Origin of the sequence: Photobacterium indicum, assembly GCF_003026215.1 — a bacterium.
Lineage (GTDB): Bacteria > Pseudomonadota > Gammaproteobacteria > Enterobacterales > Vibrionaceae > Photobacterium > Photobacterium indicum.
Window position 1 is genome coordinate 40959 of record NZ_PYOC01000001.1, and the last position, 17348, is coordinate 58306.

The 17348-nt window shown below is 41.1% G+C and carries 17 protein-coding genes; 9 read left to right on the forward strand and 8 right to left on the reverse strand.

All coding sequences use genetic code 11. From position 1 onward, the window contains the following. Nucleotides 1-31 precede the first annotated feature (31 nt). From mglC to mglB, 3 genes are all read right to left on the reverse strand, one after another. The gene (gene mglC / locus C9J47_RS00185; RefSeq protein ID WP_006228484.1) at nt 32-1042 is read right to left on the reverse strand and encodes a galactose/methyl galactoside ABC transporter permease MglC; all 1011 of its coding nucleotides are present in this window, start codon (nt 1040-1042) and stop codon (nt 32-34) included. 12 nt (nt 1043-1054) lie between these two features. After that, nucleotides 1055-2566: a galactose/methyl galactoside ABC transporter ATP-binding protein MglA gene (gene mglA / locus C9J47_RS00190; protein ID WP_107251704.1), complete on the reverse strand. Its 1512-nt coding sequence runs from the start codon at nt 2564-2566 to the stop codon at nt 1055-1057. A gap of 66 nt (nt 2567-2632) precedes the next feature. Beyond that, on the reverse strand, nt 2633-3610 hold the full coding sequence (gene mglB, locus C9J47_RS00195) for a galactose/glucose ABC transporter substrate-binding protein MglB (protein ID WP_107251705.1): 978 nt from the start codon (nt 3608-3610) through the stop codon (nt 2633-2635). 834 nt (nt 3611-4444) lie between these two features. On the opposite strand from mglB, the gene C9J47_RS00200 reads away from it, so the two are divergent. Further along, nucleotides 4445-4930 (forward strand): acyl-CoA thioesterase, encoded by a 486-nt coding sequence (locus C9J47_RS00200; protein WP_107251706.1) that lies wholly within the window; start codon nt 4445-4447, stop codon nt 4928-4930. A gap of 138 nt (nt 4931-5068) precedes the next feature. Here the strand turns inward: C9J47_RS00200 and uxuA are convergent, their stop codons facing one another. The 3 genes from uxuA to C9J47_RS00215 all read right to left on the reverse strand — a co-directional run bounded on the left by uxuA (nt 5069) and on the right by C9J47_RS00215 (nt 8294). After that, on the reverse strand, nt 5069-6253 hold the full coding sequence (gene uxuA / locus C9J47_RS00205) for a mannonate dehydratase (protein ID WP_107251707.1): 1185 nt from the start codon (nt 6251-6253) through the stop codon (nt 5069-5071). Nucleotides 6254-6419: 166 nt separating this feature from the next. After that, a complete protein-coding gene (locus C9J47_RS00210; protein ID WP_107251708.1) occupies nt 6420-7208 on the reverse strand; it encodes an FCD domain-containing protein in 789 nt (262 codons plus the stop codon). Nucleotides 7209-7310: 102 nt separating this feature from the next. Beyond that, nucleotides 7311-8294: a TRAP transporter substrate-binding protein gene (locus C9J47_RS00215; protein WP_107251709.1), complete on the reverse strand. Its 984-nt coding sequence runs from the start codon at nt 8292-8294 to the stop codon at nt 7311-7313. 301 nt (nt 8295-8595) lie between these two features. Here C9J47_RS00215 and C9J47_RS00220 point away from each other — a divergent pair, with 301 nt between their 5' ends. From C9J47_RS00220 to C9J47_RS00255, 8 genes are all read left to right on the forward strand, one after another. After that, a complete protein-coding gene (locus C9J47_RS00220) occupies nt 8596-9105 on the forward strand; it encodes a TRAP transporter small permease (protein ID WP_107251710.1) in 510 nt (169 codons plus the stop codon). A gap of 24 nt (nt 9106-9129) precedes the next feature. Continuing rightward, nucleotides 9130-10431, forward strand: coding sequence for a TRAP transporter large permease (locus C9J47_RS00225; protein WP_107251711.1), 1302 nt, complete (start codon nt 9130-9132; stop codon nt 10429-10431). An 82-nt stretch (nt 10432-10513) separates the two neighbouring features. Beyond that, the gene (locus C9J47_RS00230) at nt 10514-11977 is read left to right on the forward strand and encodes a fructuronate reductase (protein WP_107251712.1); all 1464 of its coding nucleotides are present in this window, start codon (nt 10514-10516) and stop codon (nt 11975-11977) included. A gap of 57 nt (nt 11978-12034) precedes the next feature. Then, complete coding sequence (uxaC, locus tag C9J47_RS00235) at nt 12035-13459, forward strand: glucuronate isomerase (protein ID WP_107251713.1); 1425 nt, start codon at nt 12035-12037, stop codon at nt 13457-13459. Next, complete coding sequence (locus C9J47_RS00240) at nt 13456-14427, forward strand: sugar kinase (RefSeq protein ID WP_107251714.1); 972 nt, start codon at nt 13456-13458, stop codon at nt 14425-14427. Before uxaC ends, C9J47_RS00240 begins: the two co-directional genes overlap by 4 nt. 13 nt (nt 14428-14440) lie before the next feature. Beyond that, nucleotides 14441-15067 (forward strand): bifunctional 4-hydroxy-2-oxoglutarate aldolase/2-dehydro-3-deoxy-phosphogluconate aldolase, encoded by a 627-nt coding sequence (locus tag C9J47_RS00245; RefSeq protein ID WP_107244144.1) that lies wholly within the window; start codon nt 14441-14443, stop codon nt 15065-15067. Nucleotides 15068-15178: 111 nt separating this feature from the next. Next, nucleotides 15179-15871, forward strand: coding sequence for a hypothetical protein (locus C9J47_RS00250; RefSeq protein WP_107251715.1), 693 nt, complete (start codon nt 15179-15181; stop codon nt 15869-15871). Next, the gene (locus C9J47_RS00255) at nt 15864-16370 is read left to right on the forward strand and encodes a YgjV family protein (protein ID WP_107251716.1); all 507 of its coding nucleotides are present in this window, start codon (nt 15864-15866) and stop codon (nt 16368-16370) included. The genes C9J47_RS00250 and C9J47_RS00255 overlap by 8 nt, the downstream gene beginning before the upstream one ends. A 92-nt stretch (nt 16371-16462) precedes the next feature. On the opposite strand, the gene C9J47_RS00260 is transcribed toward C9J47_RS00255, so the two are convergent. Next, nucleotides 16463-16843, reverse strand: a complete 381-nt coding sequence (locus tag C9J47_RS00260) for a hypothetical protein (RefSeq protein ID WP_107251717.1) — start codon at nt 16841-16843, stop codon at nt 16463-16465. 9 nt (nt 16844-16852) lie between these two features. After that, nucleotides 16853-17320: a NanQ anomerase/TabA/YiaL family protein gene (locus C9J47_RS00265; protein ID WP_107251718.1), complete on the reverse strand. Its 468-nt coding sequence runs from the start codon at nt 17318-17320 to the stop codon at nt 16853-16855. Nucleotides 17321-17348: the final 28 nt, after the last annotated feature.

Here is a 17348-nt window from a genome sequence, read left to right on the forward strand (position 1 = left end):
ATTAGCTCTTTGCCTTTGTCGTTACTTATTATTATTTTTTGTTTGCATACTTCATTGAATCAAGTGCTACTGCGAAAATAATAATGCCGCCTTTAATAATGTACTGCCAGTAAGGGCTAACACCAATATACGTCATACCGTAGTTAATCACGGTAAAGATTAATACCCCAGTTACAACACCTGCAACACTACCTACGCCACCCGCAAATGACACACCACCCACAACACAGGCAGCAATGGCATCAAGTTCGTACATGAAGCCAAGGTTGTTAGTCGCACTACCAATTCGACCCGCTTCTAACATACCGCCAAATGCGTAGAACACACCCGATAAGGCATAGATTTTAAGCAGTGTGATTGGCACGTTAACACCCGATACTTTTGCCGCTTCTGGATTACCACCAATCGCAAAAATATTCTTACCAAAAACAGTTTTATTCCATAGAATCCAGACAAATATAATCGCAATAATGGCGTAAAACGTAAGGTACGATAATCTAAAATCACCAAAGCGAATAAAGCCTTGAGCAAAATCAGAAAAACGCTCATCAAAACCGGCAACCGGTGATGCCCCAACTGAATCAAAGTATAACGAATTAACACCGTATACCATTATCATTGAACCCAGTGTGGCTATAAACGGGGTTACATGTAAATACGCTACGATAATGCCATTTATCAAACCGATTAGCGCACCCACGGCACACACAACGATAATAACGCCAACAATTGGAATTTCACCAACATTGGGAAAAACCTTGTTAACGTTATCTGCCGCTTGAAGCAAGGTAGCCGATAATACCGCAGCCAAACCTACCTGACGACCTGCCGATAAATCAGTACCTTGAGTAACAATAAGCCCCGCAACACCCAATGCAATAATAATACGTACAGATGATTGGGTAAGAATATTACTCAGGTTTCTTAAGCTTAAAAAGCTTGGTTCTTGAATAACAATAATTGCCAATAAAATAAATAGCACCGCATAAATGCCCCCTTCTTTGAGGTAGCGCATCATGCTGAGTTTTTTTAAAGTTTCCATTAACCCTAATCCTTAAAGGTAACGAGAGGCCAAACCGAGAATTTCATTCTGTGTGGTATTTTTTGTTTCTACGATGCCAGCAGCACGACCATTACTCATCACGAGTATGCGATCAGTAATACCTAAAAGTTCAGGCATTTCAGAAGAGATAATAATTATCCCTTTATCTTTATTGGCCAACTCTAATATCAGTTGATAGATTTCAAATTTCGCACCAACATCAATACCCCGCGTTGGCTCATCTAACATTAATATTTCAGGACCGGTTAATAACCAACGCCCAATAATGATTTTTTGCTGATTCCCACCAGATAATGAACCGATCATTGTCTTATGCGACGGTGTTTTCACACTCATTGCATCGATTACCCACTGGGTATCGCTTTTCATTTTTCGGTTACTGAGCAGCCCTAAGCCTTCTTTATATTGTTCAACATTTGCTACCAAAGAATTAAATGTAATATCGAGGTTGCTATAAATGCCTGTAGAGCGTCGCTCTTCTGTCACTAACGCAAAACCATTATTAATAGCTTCGTGGGCATCTTTATTCTTTAGGTGTTTACCATGTAAAATAATATCGCCGCTGCTACGCTCACGAATACCAAATAGGGCTTCGACAATATCGGTTCGCTTCGCCCCCACTAATCCAGCAATGCCTAGAATTTCACCTTTACGGAGTTCAAAGCTAACATCTTTAACAGAAGGCTGATTCAACGCCGTTAAATTTTTCACATCTAAAATGGTTTCTTTCGGCGTATTTGTTTTTTCAGGAAATCGCTGCGTTAATTCACGTCCAACCATCATACCGATAATTTGATCCATGGTTAAACCTTCTAACGGGCGTGTATCAACCCAAACACCATCGCGTAAAATGGTAATTTCATCGCAGATTTCAAATATTTCTTCCATCTTATGAGAAATATAAACAATGCCGCAGCCTTTCTCTTTTAGCTTTTTAATGATCTTGAATAGGTGATTAACTTCTTTTTCAGTTAATGACGATGTTGGCTCATCCATAATCACAATTTTTGCGTCATAAGAAAATGCTTTTGCAATTTCTAACATCTGCATTTGAGATACAGATAAGGTCGCGACTTTTACATTAGGGTCGATATCAATATCGAGTTCTTCAAATACTTTTTTAGTTTCTTCATACATTTTCTTTTGATCAACAAAGAAACCTTTTGTCGGATAACGGCCAAGCCAAATATTATCCATAACGGTACGCTGCAGAACCTGATTTAGTTCTTGGTGTACCATAGAAACACCAGCTTCTAACGCTTCTTTTGATGATGAAAAGTTAATGCTTTTACCTAAGAAAACGATATCCCCTTCGTTTTTCTCATAGATCCCAAATAAGCATTTTAATAAGGTCGATTTCCCTGCTCCATTCTCACCCATTAATGCATGAATAGAATGAGGGCGTACCTTCAAGTTCACTTTATCGAGAGCTTTAACCCCAGGGAACTCTTTACTTATTCCTGTCATTTCTAACAGAAATTCATTTTTATTTATTGTAGTCATAGCGGCATTAACCAGAAGGTTATAAAAGCGGGAAAAGAACGTCTCCCGCTTCTAGTTGGCAGAAAATTAGTTTAGGTTACTTTTATCAACGCCAACGTACGGTACACGTACAACTTTATTCTCTATTTTCCAATTTGTTCCATCACCTGCAGGAAGACCATTTGCAAGGTTACGGGTTAATTCAAATGTTGCTTTTGCTTGGTTACTTGCATCATTCAATACTGTGCCAGCCATTTGGCCAGAACGTACCATCGCTAATGCTTCACTCAATGCATCAACACCGAATACAGGGAGATCGGTTTTACCTGCCGCTTTCAATGATTCTACAGCACCCATTGCCATACCATCGTTGTTAGCAATAACAACTTCAATCTTACTGCCGTTAGGTCCTGAAACCCATGCATCCATCTTATCTTTGGCCATTGCGGTATCCCACATGGCAGTATCAAGATGTAATTGTTCTGTTTTATATCCTTTTTCGTTCAATGTTTTGATTACATAACTCGAACGAGCTTCAGCATCTGGGTGTCCAGGTTCACCTTTAAGTAAAACATACTGAATAACACCATCGTTATTTAAATCCCAATCAGTATTTTCTGACCACTGCTTAGCAATCAGTTCGCCCTGAATAATACCTGACTCTTTTGAATCAGTTCCGACATAATATGCTTTGTCGTAACTTGCTAATGCAGCCGCTGATGGTTCTTTGTTATAAAAAACAATTGGCACATCATCCATTTTTGCTTTTTTAATAATAACGGGAGCCGCCGCAGGATCAACCAAGTTTATTGCAAGGGCTTTCACACCACGAGCAAGCATAATATCGATCTGATCATTTTGCATTGATTGGCTATTTTGCGAGTCATTCATTAACAAACGAACATCTTTGTCTTCATCTGCAACTTTCACGATAGCTTGACGAACAACGGCCATAAAGTTGTCATCATATTTGTAAACCGTAAAACCAAGCGTCGTTTCAGCAAGTGCGCTAGTACCGAAAGACATTCCAGCACATAGAGTAGCGAGTATAGTCAGTTTTTTCATCGAACTAATCCTGTCAATTATTATAGTTATACTGCTTTTGTAGGGAGAGGCTCGAGCAGTATCCTCTGCTCGATTAACCTTTCTAAGCGAAGTCTACATTGATTGGAATTAGGTTTAACGTGATCGATACGGTGTTAATGTAAACGTTTCCCCAATGTAACATTGGTTACAATCAGGTAATATTAGTTAGTTTTGCCAACTTTGTAACCGATTAACATTCATGCACCTATAAATTACCAATTGGAATAGAATTTGTGAATTTATTCCTAATAATCATAATGATAGATTTGCAATTCATATGAACAAAATGCATTCACACTATAAATAACACTACTGTCTTCTATAGAAAAACAGTGATGAGTTAACGAAAAATAAGCATTACAAACGATTTAATTGACCATGCTATCATAAAGAAACAATTAGCTTTAAAGCCCATGATTTTATTGAATATAAATTATTATTATTGTTCCTCTACTCATTAAAAATTCACATATAACAAAATGTAAAATTTGTGACACAACTAGCAATGACATCATATCGACTAGATACAACCCTTTGAAAACCCTTTATAACAGCACTGTAAACGTAACCATTTTAACCGCAGGATCATCACTTTACCCTTCAATCCCAGTAGAACCACACCTTGTTACATTCAAATTACATTCTAAGAGCAGTAAAGGCTGTTGTGGCTATTAATACCAGAAAATAGCCACTAAGCGCTTGATCTATCAGTTTTGTAAGGGTGTAATAGCAAAACAATTAATTAACACTACTGATACATCTGTTTTTTACATAAAATTAAATCGTATCTCTTTTGCTCTGAGGAATAGTTGTATGAAAGGTGGACAGCGCGATGTAACACTCCGTTTTTTAGCTGAACCGAGTGACGTTAACTTTGGTGGTAAAGTCCATGGCGGGGCAGTAATGAAATGGATCGATTTAGCGGCTTATGCCTGCTCTGCAGGATGGAGTGCTAAATACTGTATTACCGCTTACGCTGGCGGAATTCGTTTCGTCGCCCCCATTCAAGTCGGTAACCTTGTCGAAGTCAGTGCTAAAGTTATTTATACAGGCCGCTCTTCAATGCATATCGCGATAGATGTACAAGCAAGCGACCCTAAACTATTAGAACGCCGTCTGACTACACATTGTATTGTCATTATGGTTGCTGTTGATGAAGAAGGAAAACCAACGCCTATTCCAGAATGGATTCCGCAGACCTCTGAAGATATTGAATTGCGTGATTCAGCCATTAAATTAATGAATATGCGTAAAGAAATAGGGGAAGAAATGGAAGCCCATGTAAAGTATTTAAAATAAATTAAATAATGGCCTATGATTATCTTTCACGTATACCCAGATTCCCCTTGAAAGATAATCAACAAACCTCTATTCACTGGCTATAAAGAAACAAAAAAGGCCCGATGCTCGGACCTTTTATACGATTTAATCTATTTTTTATTTTGTAAAGAAAGCCCGCTTTAATGCCATTTCCAAACCTCGAACTTCAGCAAGACCTTTTAAGCGACCAATAGCAGAGTAGCCAGGATTGGTTTTTTTATTCAAATCATCTAACATCTGATGGCCATGATCTGGTCGCATTGGTATTAACCGTACTTCACCTGCTTCATCACGGCGTTGCTCTTCTTTCAGAATTTCCATCACGACATTATACATATCAACATCACCATCAAGGTGTGCAGCTTCATGGAAGCTAAGCTGGTTATCTTCGCGCTGCGTCGAACGTAAATGAGTGAAATAAATACGATCGCCGTGCTGCTTAATCATATTCACTAAATCATTATCACCACGTACACCATACGAACCTGTACACATTGTGATGCCATTCATTTGGCTTGGTACTTCAGCTGTTAGCCAGTCAATATCTTCAATTGTTGAAACAATGCGAGGTAGACCTAAAATTGGACGTGGTGGATCATCTGGGTGTACGGCCATTTTTAAACCATTAGCATCACAAATTGGCATTAATTCTTTTAGGAAGTACACCATGTGTTCACGAAGCTTATCTTTTGTTATACCGTCATAACGGTCTAATTGGGCTTGGAATTCTTGTAATGTATAGCCTTCTTCTGCGCCAGGTAGCCCCGCAATAATATTGCCAGTTAGTTTAGCAATGTCGGCATCAGACATATTATCAAAATAGATTTTAGCTTGTGCTTGTTCTTCGTCAGAATAAGCATCTTCTGCATTTGGGCGTTTTAAAATATGTAATTCAAAAGCGGCAAATGCAATTTGATCAAACCGCAGTGCTTTAGAACCATCAGCCATTTCAAATTCAAGATCAGTACGCGTCCAATCTAAAACAGGCATAAAGTTATAACATACCGTATCAATGCCACATTCCGCTAAGTTACGTAATGTTTGTTTATAGTTATCAATCCACAGCTGGTAATTACCCGTTTGAGTTTTGATCTCTTCGTGTACAGGAACACTTTCAACCACTGACCATGTAAGGCCTTTTTCTTCAATTAAAGCCTTACGAATAAGGATTTCTTCTTTCGTCCACACTTCTCCGTTGGGAATATGGTGTAACGCGTTCACAATACCCGTAGCTCCCGCCTGACGAATATCGTTTAAAGAAACTGGGTCATTAGGACCATACCAGCGCCAAGTTTGTTCCATGACAATCACCTTTTGCAGACACACTTAACCCGCTCGAAAAATATTGACGAGTAAAGTATTTAAAAATTTAATTAACTGTCACTTAGAAGTAGCAGTTCTAAATAAAGACCAACAAGGACGCTGGTCTTATTTATCGATGCCTTATATTAAGATTAAGGTCTCGACTTTATTTATCATCCCCAAGAAGGACAACAGGGTTTGAGCTAAATAAATACCCATCGAAATTAGGATCGTCGATATCAGATAACTCGAGTAATCGTTGTTTTACATTTTCAAGGTGTTGCCACATGGCATTTTTTGCCGCAATAGGATCTTTTCGCTGCATTGCTGAAAGAATCTTTGCGTGATCGTCTAGCCACTCTTCGCGATAAGCCTGATCATTTATACGAGAGTGAAGCTTTTTCCACATAGGGCTTTGCTCTCGACGCGCCCAAGAATGTTTAAGCATATCCACCAGCACAGAATTCTGAGTAGCTTCGGCAATACAAAGATGAAATTGTTCATCACCGTTACAATTTGCAGATTCACTTGCGATTTCATTACGCTCAAGCTCAAGTGCGACTCGCATTTTCACAATATCACCCGGTGTTACTTGAATCGCAGCAAACTCAGCAATATTACTTTCTAGTAACTGCCTTGCTTGCAACATTTCAAATGGACCGGCTTCATCGCTAATCACATTTTCGCGACTATTCGTTTCACTTGGAATATTAAGGACATATACCCCTGACCCTTTTTTAACTTCAACTAGATTTTCAAGTTCAAGCATAATGATAGCTTCGCGCACCACTGTACGACTCACATCTAACCTTTCGGCGATGTCACGTTCAGGTGGCAGGCGATCACCCACACTATACTGACCGCTCATTAATTCTTGTCTTAGTATCAACCCTAATTCTTGATAAGGTCTTTTTGCTTCAAAAGGCATCATATTTATATTGTCACTATATTCCATTGCACTCTACGCCATCATAAAGACCTGAACAAATTGGTCAACCTCTTTATGGTGAAGAGTAGCAACACCTTGTTATTTTTACGCTAATAACTAATCTATCGATTATTGAACCACTTTAATACGTTCAACAATTTCAGCTAGCTCTGGGTTTGTTTCATCTAAAGCGTCATACATCGGCTGTACTGCATCAACAAAAGCTGTTTTGTTCGGTGTCACAAATGTCACGCCTAGCTTCTCTGCATTAGCACGTTCAGTTTTTTCAGATTCCGCCCACAATTTTTTCATTAATTCTGCAGAATGCATCGCTGCTTTTTTAAGTATTGCACGGTTCTCTTCAGACAGGCCATCGTATGCTTTATTAGAGATAACCAGTACATCTGGAACCATAGTGTGCTCGTCTAGACTGAAGAATTTAGAGACTTCACCATGACGACTTAAACTGAATGAAGGAATGTTATTTTCTGCTGCATCAACCACCCCTTGCTGTAGGGCTGTATATAGTTCGCCATAAGCCAAAGGTGTCGCATTTCCCCCTAGTGACTGAACCATGCTGATAGCAGAAGGGCTTGGTTGTACACGGATTTTTAACCCTTTAAGGTCTTCTGGTGTATTAATCGGCTTAGACGTATAGAAGCTACGTGCACCTGCATCGTAATAAGTCAAACCAATGAAGCCACTCTCACGAGAAGACGCTAAAATCTCTTCACCAACCGCACCTTCTTTTACGTTGTAATAGTGTGCTTTATCACGGAATAAATACGGTAGATTAAATGCCGCATAAGCTGGGGCAAATGCTTCTAATTCAGCAGCATTTGTTTTAACCATATCAAGCGCGCCATTTTGCATTAGCTCCATTGATTCACGCTGCGTACCTAATTGTGCATCAGGGTAGATACGAATACGCACTTCACCATTCGTCAGCTCACGTACTTCTTTTGCCATTGAATCCATTGCTTGGTGAACGGCATGGTCACGTGGGTGGTTATGGCTCAGCTTAAATGTAGTTGCAGCGAAAGCAGAAGCTGAAGCACCAATTGTTAGCGCAGTACCGATTAGAGCTGTTAGTACACTTTTACGTGTCATCATTGTTATATCTCCGTGAGATTGGTTGTCCATTTCGTAAGGTATATTGGAATACGGGACTAATATTGGCGTCAAATACGTATCCCGTCAAAACAAAAACACCAATTGGTTGACCTAAATCACAATAATAACCCCAATATTGGTCAACCAATTCAATTGTGAAGTAGCTCACATGACATTTATCGACCATTATCTATAATCCCTGTCAGAAATGAGTGCGTGAAAAATATCGTTGATTAATATTTTCTTACATTGGTTAACCAACAGTTAATTTCGCCTACTCCCACACACTAAGGAATTAAAGATGAATAAATTGGTTGGTTATATCAATAGAGGGTTAGCCACATTTACCGTGTCTCTCTCTACCTTCCTGGTTTTCTGTGTTATTTGGCAGGTGATCTCACGGTATGTTATTGGCAAACCAAGCACTATCACGGATGAATTAGCACGCTATCTATTTATGTGGGTTGCACTTGTTGGTGCGGCTTACACAACAGGCCAAAAACGTCATCTTGCTATCGATTTGTTAACAATGAAACTAACTGGCAAACGTAAACTGATTAACGAAATTTTCATTCAAACCGCCATTGCTATTTTTGCCTTTATTGTACTGATCTACGGTGGTACTAACCTCGCGCTTAAAACGTTAGCAACAGGCCAGGTTACACCAGCACTGGGTTGGGAAATGGGTTACATCTATTTTTGCTTACCATTAAGCGGCGCATTAATAATTTTTTATTCTTTTGTTTTCGGCTTTGAAAAAGTGAAACAACTGATATCAGGTGAAACCCAAGTAGCCGCAGATCCTCAATAAAACTAATTAAAAAGGAATTTCTCTATGGAATGGCAAGTCATTCTTACTCTATTTGGTAGCTTTGCGGTTCTCTTAACGCTAGGGGTCCCGGTTTCATTTGCTATTGGTCTATCTTCTTTAGCAACCATTATGCTAAGCCTGCCACTTGAACCTGCAATTGCCGTAGTAGCACAGCGTATGGCGGCAGGCCTTGATAACTTTGCACTACTTGCGATCCCGTTCTTTATTTTGGCGGGTAATATTATGAACCAAGGCGGTATTGCGATTCGCCTTATTAATTTTGCAAAAGTATTAGGTGGGCGTTTACCTGGTTCTCTGGCGCATGTAAATATCATGGCAAATATGATGTTTGGTTCAATTTCAGGTTCAGCGGTTGCCTCTGCGGCGGCAGTTGGCGGCACGATGTCTCCTTTGCAAAAGAAAGATGGCTATGATGAGCACTTCTCTGCGGCGGTGAACATTACATCATGCCCTACTGGTTTATTGATTCCACCGAGTAATACCTTAATCGTGTTCTCGCTGGTTTCTGGTGGTACATCGATTGCGGCACTATTTCTAGCGGGTTACATCCCTGGTCTGATTATGGGCTTAAGCTTAATGTGTGTTGCTGGCTTTATTGCCAAGCGCCGTGGCTACCCTGTCGCACCAAAACCAAGCCTAGCAGTAGTGTGGGATACATTATTAAAAGCACTGCCATCTCTAATGCTTATTGTCATTATTATGGGCGGTATCATTGGCGGTATCTTCACCGCAACAGAAGCATCGGCTATCGCAGTGGTATATACCTTTATACTGGCCGTAGTCGTTTACCGTGAAGTTAAAATAAAACAGCTTCCAGCAATCATCTTAGAATCTGCAGTAACAACTTCAATTGTTCTACTATTGGTGGGTGCATCAATGGGTATGTCATGGGCAATGGCTAACGCCGATATCCCTTACATGATTGCCGACGCACTACTGGCTGTTTCTGAGAACCCACTCGTTGTCTTATTGATCATCAACCTTATTTTATTAATTGTTGGTATATTCATGGACATGACACCAGCAGTACTGATCTTCACGCCTATCTTCTTGCCTATCGTATTGGATTTAGGTATCGATCCTGTGCACTTCGGTATCATGATGACGTTTAACCTTGCTATTGGTATTTGTACTCCACCTGTAGGCAGCGCGTTATTTATTGGTTGTTCGGTTGCAAAGGTATCGATTGATAAAATCATCAAACCATTATTACCTTTCTATGCTGCACTGGTTCTTGCACTAATGGCAGTCACCTTTATTCCACAGCTAAGCCTATTCCTACCTGGTCTAGTACTAGGTTACTAAGCCACTATCAACACAATTACACGTCCCGATTAATACATTTCTCGCCGGTAATATACCGGTGAGAAAATAAAGGAAGCACAACATGTCAAATATTGCTAATACTGAAATCAATGCTCACGTCATCCGCCCTAATTACGATAGAACAGCCCTTAAGAGCCGTATCGTTCATTTAGGTTTTGGTGCTTTCCACCGGGCTCACCAAGCGTTATTTACCAGTGAAATGCTAGAAAAGACCGATAGTGACTGGGGCATTTGCGAGATTAACTTGTTCGGCGGTGAAGAGCTTATCAAACAACTGCGCGAACAAAACCACCTATACACTGTGGCAGAAAAAGGCGCCGATGCGACAACAGTGAAAATGGTCGGTTCTGTTACTGAGTCTCTGCACCCTGTGCTTGATGGTCAGCGTGCGGTACTAGAAAAGATGGCAGAAGAACAGGTTGCCATTGTATCGATGACGATTACAGAAAAAGGCTATTGTGCTGACCCAGCCACTGGCCGATTAGACAAAAATAATACTCTAGTTAAAGCTGATTTAGCTAACCCAAGCGAGCCAAATTCTGCCATTGGTTACATTGTTGAAGCTTTGCGCATCCGCCGCGAACTAAACATCAAACCCTTCACCGTGATGTCTTGCGACAACGTGCAAGAAAACGGTCATGTTGCCCGCGCGGCAGTACTCGATTTTGCAATGCTAGTAGATAAAGACCTTGCTGGTTGGATTGAAGCTAACGTGACTTTCCCATGCACCATGGTCGATCGCATAGTGCCAGCAGCAACCGCTGAAACACTAGCAGAAATCACAACCTTAGTCGGTGTTGAAGACCCATGTGGTATCGCTTGTGAACCATTCAGACAGTGGGTTATTGAAGATAACTTCGTTAATGGCCGCCCTGAATGGAACGTCGTGGGTGCTGAATTTGTTGCTGATGTTGTACCTTTCGAAGAAATGAAGCTGCGTATGCTCAATGGTAGCCACTCTTTCTTGGCATACCTTGGCTATTTGGGAGGCTACGCGCACATCTCTGACACCATGACTAATGAAAGCTACCGCAAAGCAGCTTTCGACATGATGATGAAAGCACAAGCCCCAACGCTCAACATGCCTGAAGGCACAGATTTAGAAGGTTACGCAAACCTACTTATCAACCGCTTTACCAACCCAAGCCTGAAGCACCAAACATGGCAGATCGCGATGGATGGTAGTCAAAAAATCCCTCAGCGTATGGGTGGTTCACTACGCTTCCATTTAGAAAAAGGCACTGACTACAAATGGCTGGCAATGGGTATTGCGGGTTGGATGATGTACATCAGCGGCTCTGACGAAAAAGCGAACCCTATTGATGTTCGCGATCCAATGATTAACCTGTTTAAAGAAATCTACCAACAGCATGGTATTAATGCTTCTGTAGTTAAAGCTCTTTTGGGCATTGAAGCAATCTTCGGTACCGATCTGATTAAGAACGAAGAATTTGTTACTGCTGTAACCAATGCTTATCAACGCATCCTTACTGACGGCGCGCGTGCTGCGGTTGCATCACTTTAATTAATTCCAATCCCTTCGAATGAACACCTTTCGAGGGGATACTTTTTGGAGCCATCTATGAAAGCTTTTCTATGTGAAGATTTTCTTCTAACTAATGAGGTTGCACGCCGTTTATATCACGACTTCGCGAAAGACATGCCTATCTATGATTACCATTGCCATTTAAATGCGCAAGAAGTCGCAGATAACCGTCGATTCGATAACCTTGGTCAAATGTGGCTAGAAGGCGATCACTACAAATGGCGCAGTATGCGAGCTGCGGGCATTAGCGAGTCGCTCATCACGGGTAAAGAAACGTCCGATTTTGAAAAATACATGGCATGGGCAAAAACAGTTCCTCAGACACTGGGCAACCCTCTCTACCATTGGACTCACCTAGAACTACGCCGCCCATTTGGTATCACAGGCAAACTATTCAGCCCCGAAACAGCTGAAGAAATCTGGCACGAATGTAACGACATGCTAGCAAGCCCAGAATTTTCTGCTCGCGGTATCATGAAGCAAATGAACGTGGTCATGGCGGGCACTACCGATGATCCAATTCACACGCTAGAGCACCACAAAGCCATTGCTGAAGATGAGACTTGTGATATCGAAGTGGCACCAAGCTGGCGCCCTGATCGTGCCTTCAAAATCGAGCTAGACGGCTTTACTGAATACATGCAACTTTTAGGTGAAGTCGCAGATGTGGAGATTATCCGTTTCGCAGATTTACTCACAGCATTAGATCGTCGCCTTGAGCATTTTGCAGCGCATGGCTGCCGTGCCGCTGACCACGGCATTGAGATCGTTCGCTACGGCAGAGTACCAGCAGAATCTGTATTGGATACCATGCTAGCACGACGTCTTAATAACGAAATGCTGACTGAACAAGAAGTCGACCAATTCAGCACAGCTGTTCAAGTGTGGCTAGGAACTCAATATGCGAAGCGTGGCTGGGTAATGCAGCTTCATATTGGCGCACAACGCAATAACAGCACCCGCATGTTCAAGCTCTTAGGCGCCGACAGCGGTTTTGACTCTGTAGGTGACCGTCCGTTTGCATTGGAATTGGCCTCGCTACTTAATGCCATGGACATCACAAATGAGCTACCAAAAACCATTCTTTATTGCCTGAACCCTCGCGATAACGAAATGATGGCGACAATGATTGGTAACTTCCAAGGTGGCGGCATTGCTGGCAAAGTACAATTTGGTTCGGGTTGGTGGTTCAACGATCAAAAAGACGGCATGCAACGCCAGATGGAACAGCTGTCTCAATTGGGTCTGTTAAGCCAGTTTGTGGGTATGCTAACGGATTCTCGTAGTTTCCTATCATATACCCGTCATGAATATTTCCGTCGTATTCTGTGCAACATGATTGGTCAGTGGGTACAAAATGGCGAAGCACCTCACGACATGGCAATGTTAGGCAAGCTTGTTCAAGATATCGCTTTCAACAACGCAAAAAATTACTTCAAATTACCTGGAGAGTTTGCATGAAACGCATCGCAATTATCGGCGAATGCATGATCGAGCTCAATGGCGCCCCTTTTGGCATCATGCAGCAAGCCTATGGCGGCGATTCGCTGAATACTGCGGTATATATGGCACGTACCGCAGGGCAATCTGTCGAAATTGATTACATCAGCGCACTAGGTATCGATGCTATCAGTGACGGTATGCTTTCTCGCTGGCAACAAGAAGGGATCAATACCGAACACGTGTTACGTGATAAAACACGTCAGCCGGGTTTATATTTGATCCAACTTGATGAGCAAGGTGAACGTACATTCCTGTATTGGCGTAACCAATCGGCGGCACGCTATCTTGTTCGTCACCCTGATTTTTCGCAAGTAGAAAACCATTTGCAAACCGTTGATATGGTCTACGTCAGCGGTATTAGCTTAGCGATTTTACCCGCGGAAGATCGTCAACAATTAGTCACATTGCTTGGACAACTGTCTAGCAATGGCGTTGAGATTGCTTTTGATTCCAACTATCGCCCAGCGTTGTGGGAAAATGCCGATGAAGCGCGTAAGTGCTACAAGCAAATATTGTCGTTTACCAACCTTGCGTTAGTGACTGACGACGACGAAGAAACCTTGTGGGGAGATACTTCATCGCAAGTAACATTGGATCGTTTACAGAGCGCTGGCGTGAAAAAAGTCGTGCTTAAAATGGGGTCTAAAGGCTGCTTATATACTGATTACACTACCGATAAACCAGAACTTATTAGTACAACACCAGTAGAAACTGTTATTGATACTACATCGGCTGGTGATTCATTTAATGCCGGTTTTTTATCGGGTTACCTTACCGATAAAACGCCACGAGAAGCGGCGCTTCAGGGTCATCAGTTAGCCGGTACGGTGATCCAGCACAAAGGGGCGATTATCCCATGCTATGCCACCGAAGCGATGGATTTTAATATCCACTCGACCGTATCAACCATAACAACAAAATTATAAAGGAAGTCAGACAATGAGCACCATTGCACAACAACTAGCCGAAATTAAAGTTATTCCAGTTATCGCTATCGACCGCGCTGAAGACATTATCCCTCTGGGCAAAGCATTGGCTGAAAATGGCCTACCTGCCGCTGAGATCACTTTCCGCTCAGATGCAGCAGTAGAGGCAATTCGTCTACTTCGCGAAGCCCAGCCAGATATGCTAATCGGTGCCGGTACGGTACTTAACCGCGAACAAGCACTGGCAGCGAAAGAAGCGGGCGCAACATTTGTTGTCTCTCCTGGCTTAAACCCAACAACCGTTAAAGCGTGTCAGGAAATTGGCATCGATATCGTTCCTGGTGTTAACAACCCAAGTGCAGTTGAAGCCGCGTTAGAACTTGGTCTAACCACATTAAAGTTCTTCCCTGCTGAAGCATCTGGTGGCATTAATATGCTGAAATCTCTACTTGCACCGTATACTCAAATTCAGCTAATGCCGACAGGTGGCATCAACATTAATAATGTAAAAGACTACCTCGCCATTGACCGAGTTTACGCATGTGGTGGTACTTGGATGGTCGATAAGACGATGATCAACGAAGGCCGTTGGGATGAAATTGGTCGTTTAGCGCGTGAAGCTGCCGACTTAGTGAAATAATTGATATAACAGTTTTATAATATTAAGGCTTCCATCTGGAGGCCTTTCTTTTACTGAAAATACGCGATACCAATAGATGACTTAAACTTAGTTATAAAGGGAACTTCACCAATGAATATCTGCTTTCTTTATACCCTAAAAGCCAATGAAGCGCTCTTTAAGCCATATATCGATAAATACCTTAAAGAACCTTCGGTTACGATTTCACATCATACTAATGAACGTTTATTACAAAACGCTATGGAAGAGGGCCTAACCGAACAAGTAACCAATGACGTACAACAAACCATCACAGAAATTGCAGAGAGTAATGTGGATATCATTATTTGTACCTGTTCTACTATTGGTGATTTAGCTGAAAAAACGCCTAATATTTCGGCAACGGTTATTCGTGTCGATCGCCCAATGGCAGAAGCCGCTATTCAACATGACAATATATTGGTACTTGCAGCACTTTCTAGCACATTGGCACCTACCGTTGAATTATTGCATTCCGTTAATACCGAAGGGGAAACAAGCAAACATCTAGATCAACCAACAGCTCAACGAAAAAAGCAGCCATTCATCCAAACGGAATTAGTACCTAAAGCCTGGCCCTATTATTTCGCTGGAAATACAGAAATGTATGCCAGAACAATCGCAGCACATATTAATGCAGTAAAGACCAAACCAACTATTATTGTATTAGCGCAAGCATCTATGGCACCTGCAACACAGTATTGTAATGAAAGCAGCTTTGAAATATTAACGAGCCCAGAGCTGTGCCTTCGTTACCTTGCAGAGGCTGTAAAGCCACATGCCTGAATTAGATTTTCCACAAACTATTGGTATAGTTGCATTTTTAATCGGCGCGACAGCATTTTTGCATCAAGATGGACATAAGTTTCGGCTTCATCTAACCGTATTTCAAATTGTTCTTTGCTCTCACTTCATTTTAATGGGTGCGGTTACTGCCGCCGTAGGCTGTGGAATCAGCGCGCTACGCAGTTATGCCTCCACCCGAACGCAATCCAGCCTCGTAATGTGGTTTTTTATTGGATTATTATGGGTAATGGGATTACTCAATGTTGAACATAGCTATGAAATTTTGACTATATTTGGGGCGTCAGTTGCTACTTGGGGCTTATTTAAAGTCCGAGGTATTCATATGCGCTTATTAATTCTATTTAATTCATTTTGTTGGTTAACAAATAATTTATTATTAGGTTCAATTGGCGGCACAATGATGGAAGCAACGTTTATTATCGTGAACGCAGTGACTATCTATAAAATGTATCGTAATTCCAAACAACTCACTGTCTAGTGAGTTATACCCAAGTTACCTAAAATAATTATCCCCATAATATAACACCATCATTGATGGGGATGTTTTTATTAAAAATAATATCACACTGACTATATAGCAACTAACAAACCATGTTCTTGTTTCATTTCTGGTATAAATGCCAATTTATCTGCCGACATTTTTAATCCACTCGGCATCTGAATATGATTAACAGTCCAAACAACGCAACCTTGCGGTAAGTTAAGTAAGCTTCTTACTTGAGAATACAGTTTTCCATCATTGAATTCATCCGATATTGGTGATGCTTTCCCCTGCCATGCTCCCATTACTTGCTGCTGATTAACAGGTAAGTCTAAATACAATATTTCAGGTTCAACATCTTTAATCACTTTTAAACATAAGCGAGTACCATCACTTTCGCACTCTTCAACCCATAGGCGATGAGGAATATTATTATCATTCCAAGTAAGTTCATTAATATACTGATTCATGTTGATACCCTAGTTAACTAACATTCTATCGATTTTAATAACGACTTTTTTAACAGGAGCAGGGACATTAACCGCAATCAATGGGCGGTGAGGCTGTTCTGCAGTGAAAACAATAAAATCACCAGACTGTAGCGTTACAAATTGTTCATTAATAATATCTTCACTAAAGGCAATATCTTTTTGTTCAAACAAGTCTTCATCTAGCGATAAGAATGGCTGTTCGCTATAACCAAAGGTTTCTTCACCTTCTAATACTATTTGCACATCAATATACTTTTGGTGACATTCAGAGCGCCTTTTTTCTAATAGTTCTGTATGGTCATTAACAATAAAGAAAAATGCTTTATCTTCCAGCAATGGATAAGTGCCCACCTCTGCATTGTGGTCTAAAATGTTTTTTACGCTATTGATACATTCCAATATTTTTTCAGGTAAACCTGAAACTGAATGTAACTGATTTAAATTACCTTTAAACAAAAGAACCTCTATCAATCTAAATGATTTA

What these genes read in the sequence shown, in the direction of transcription:
- mglC (WP_006228484.1), bottom strand. Translation starts at nt 1,042, where the DNA reads ATGGAAACTTTAAAAAAACTCAGCATGATGCGCTACCTCAAAGAAGGG.
- mglA (WP_107251704.1), bottom strand. Translation starts at nt 2,566, where the DNA reads ATGACTACAATAAATAAAAATGAATTTCTGTTAGAAATGACAGGAATA.
- mglB (WP_107251705.1), bottom strand. Translation starts at nt 3,610, where the DNA reads ATGAAAAAACTGACTATACTCGCTACTCTATGTGCTGGAATGTCTTTC.
- C9J47_RS00200 (WP_107251706.1), top strand. Translation starts at nt 4,445, where the DNA reads ATGAAAGGTGGACAGCGCGATGTAACACTCCGTTTTTTAGCTGAACCG.
- uxuA (WP_107251707.1), bottom strand. Translation starts at nt 6,253, where the DNA reads ATGGAACAAACTTGGCGCTGGTATGGTCCTAATGACCCAGTTTCTTTA.
- C9J47_RS00210 (WP_107251708.1), bottom strand. Translation starts at nt 7,208, where the DNA reads ATGGAATATAGTGACAATATAAATATGATGCCTTTTGAAGCAAAAAGA.
- C9J47_RS00215 (WP_107251709.1), bottom strand. Translation starts at nt 8,294, where the DNA reads ATGATGACACGTAAAAGTGTACTAACAGCTCTAATCGGTACTGCGCTA.
- C9J47_RS00220 (WP_107251710.1), top strand. Translation starts at nt 8,596, where the DNA reads ATGAATAAATTGGTTGGTTATATCAATAGAGGGTTAGCCACATTTACC.
- C9J47_RS00225 (WP_107251711.1), top strand. Translation starts at nt 9,130, where the DNA reads ATGGAATGGCAAGTCATTCTTACTCTATTTGGTAGCTTTGCGGTTCTC.
- C9J47_RS00230 (WP_107251712.1), top strand. Translation starts at nt 10,514, where the DNA reads ATGTCAAATATTGCTAATACTGAAATCAATGCTCACGTCATCCGCCCT.
- uxaC (WP_107251713.1), top strand. Translation starts at nt 12,035, where the DNA reads ATGAAAGCTTTTCTATGTGAAGATTTTCTTCTAACTAATGAGGTTGCA.
- C9J47_RS00240 (WP_107251714.1), top strand. Translation starts at nt 13,456, where the DNA reads ATGAAACGCATCGCAATTATCGGCGAATGCATGATCGAGCTCAATGGC.
- C9J47_RS00245 (WP_107244144.1), top strand. Translation starts at nt 14,441, where the DNA reads ATGAGCACCATTGCACAACAACTAGCCGAAATTAAAGTTATTCCAGTT.
- C9J47_RS00250 (WP_107251715.1), top strand. Translation starts at nt 15,179, where the DNA reads ATGAATATCTGCTTTCTTTATACCCTAAAAGCCAATGAAGCGCTCTTT.
- C9J47_RS00255 (WP_107251716.1), top strand. Translation starts at nt 15,864, where the DNA reads ATGCCTGAATTAGATTTTCCACAAACTATTGGTATAGTTGCATTTTTA.
- C9J47_RS00260 (WP_107251717.1), bottom strand. Translation starts at nt 16,843, where the DNA reads ATGAATCAGTATATTAATGAACTTACTTGGAATGATAATAATATTCCT.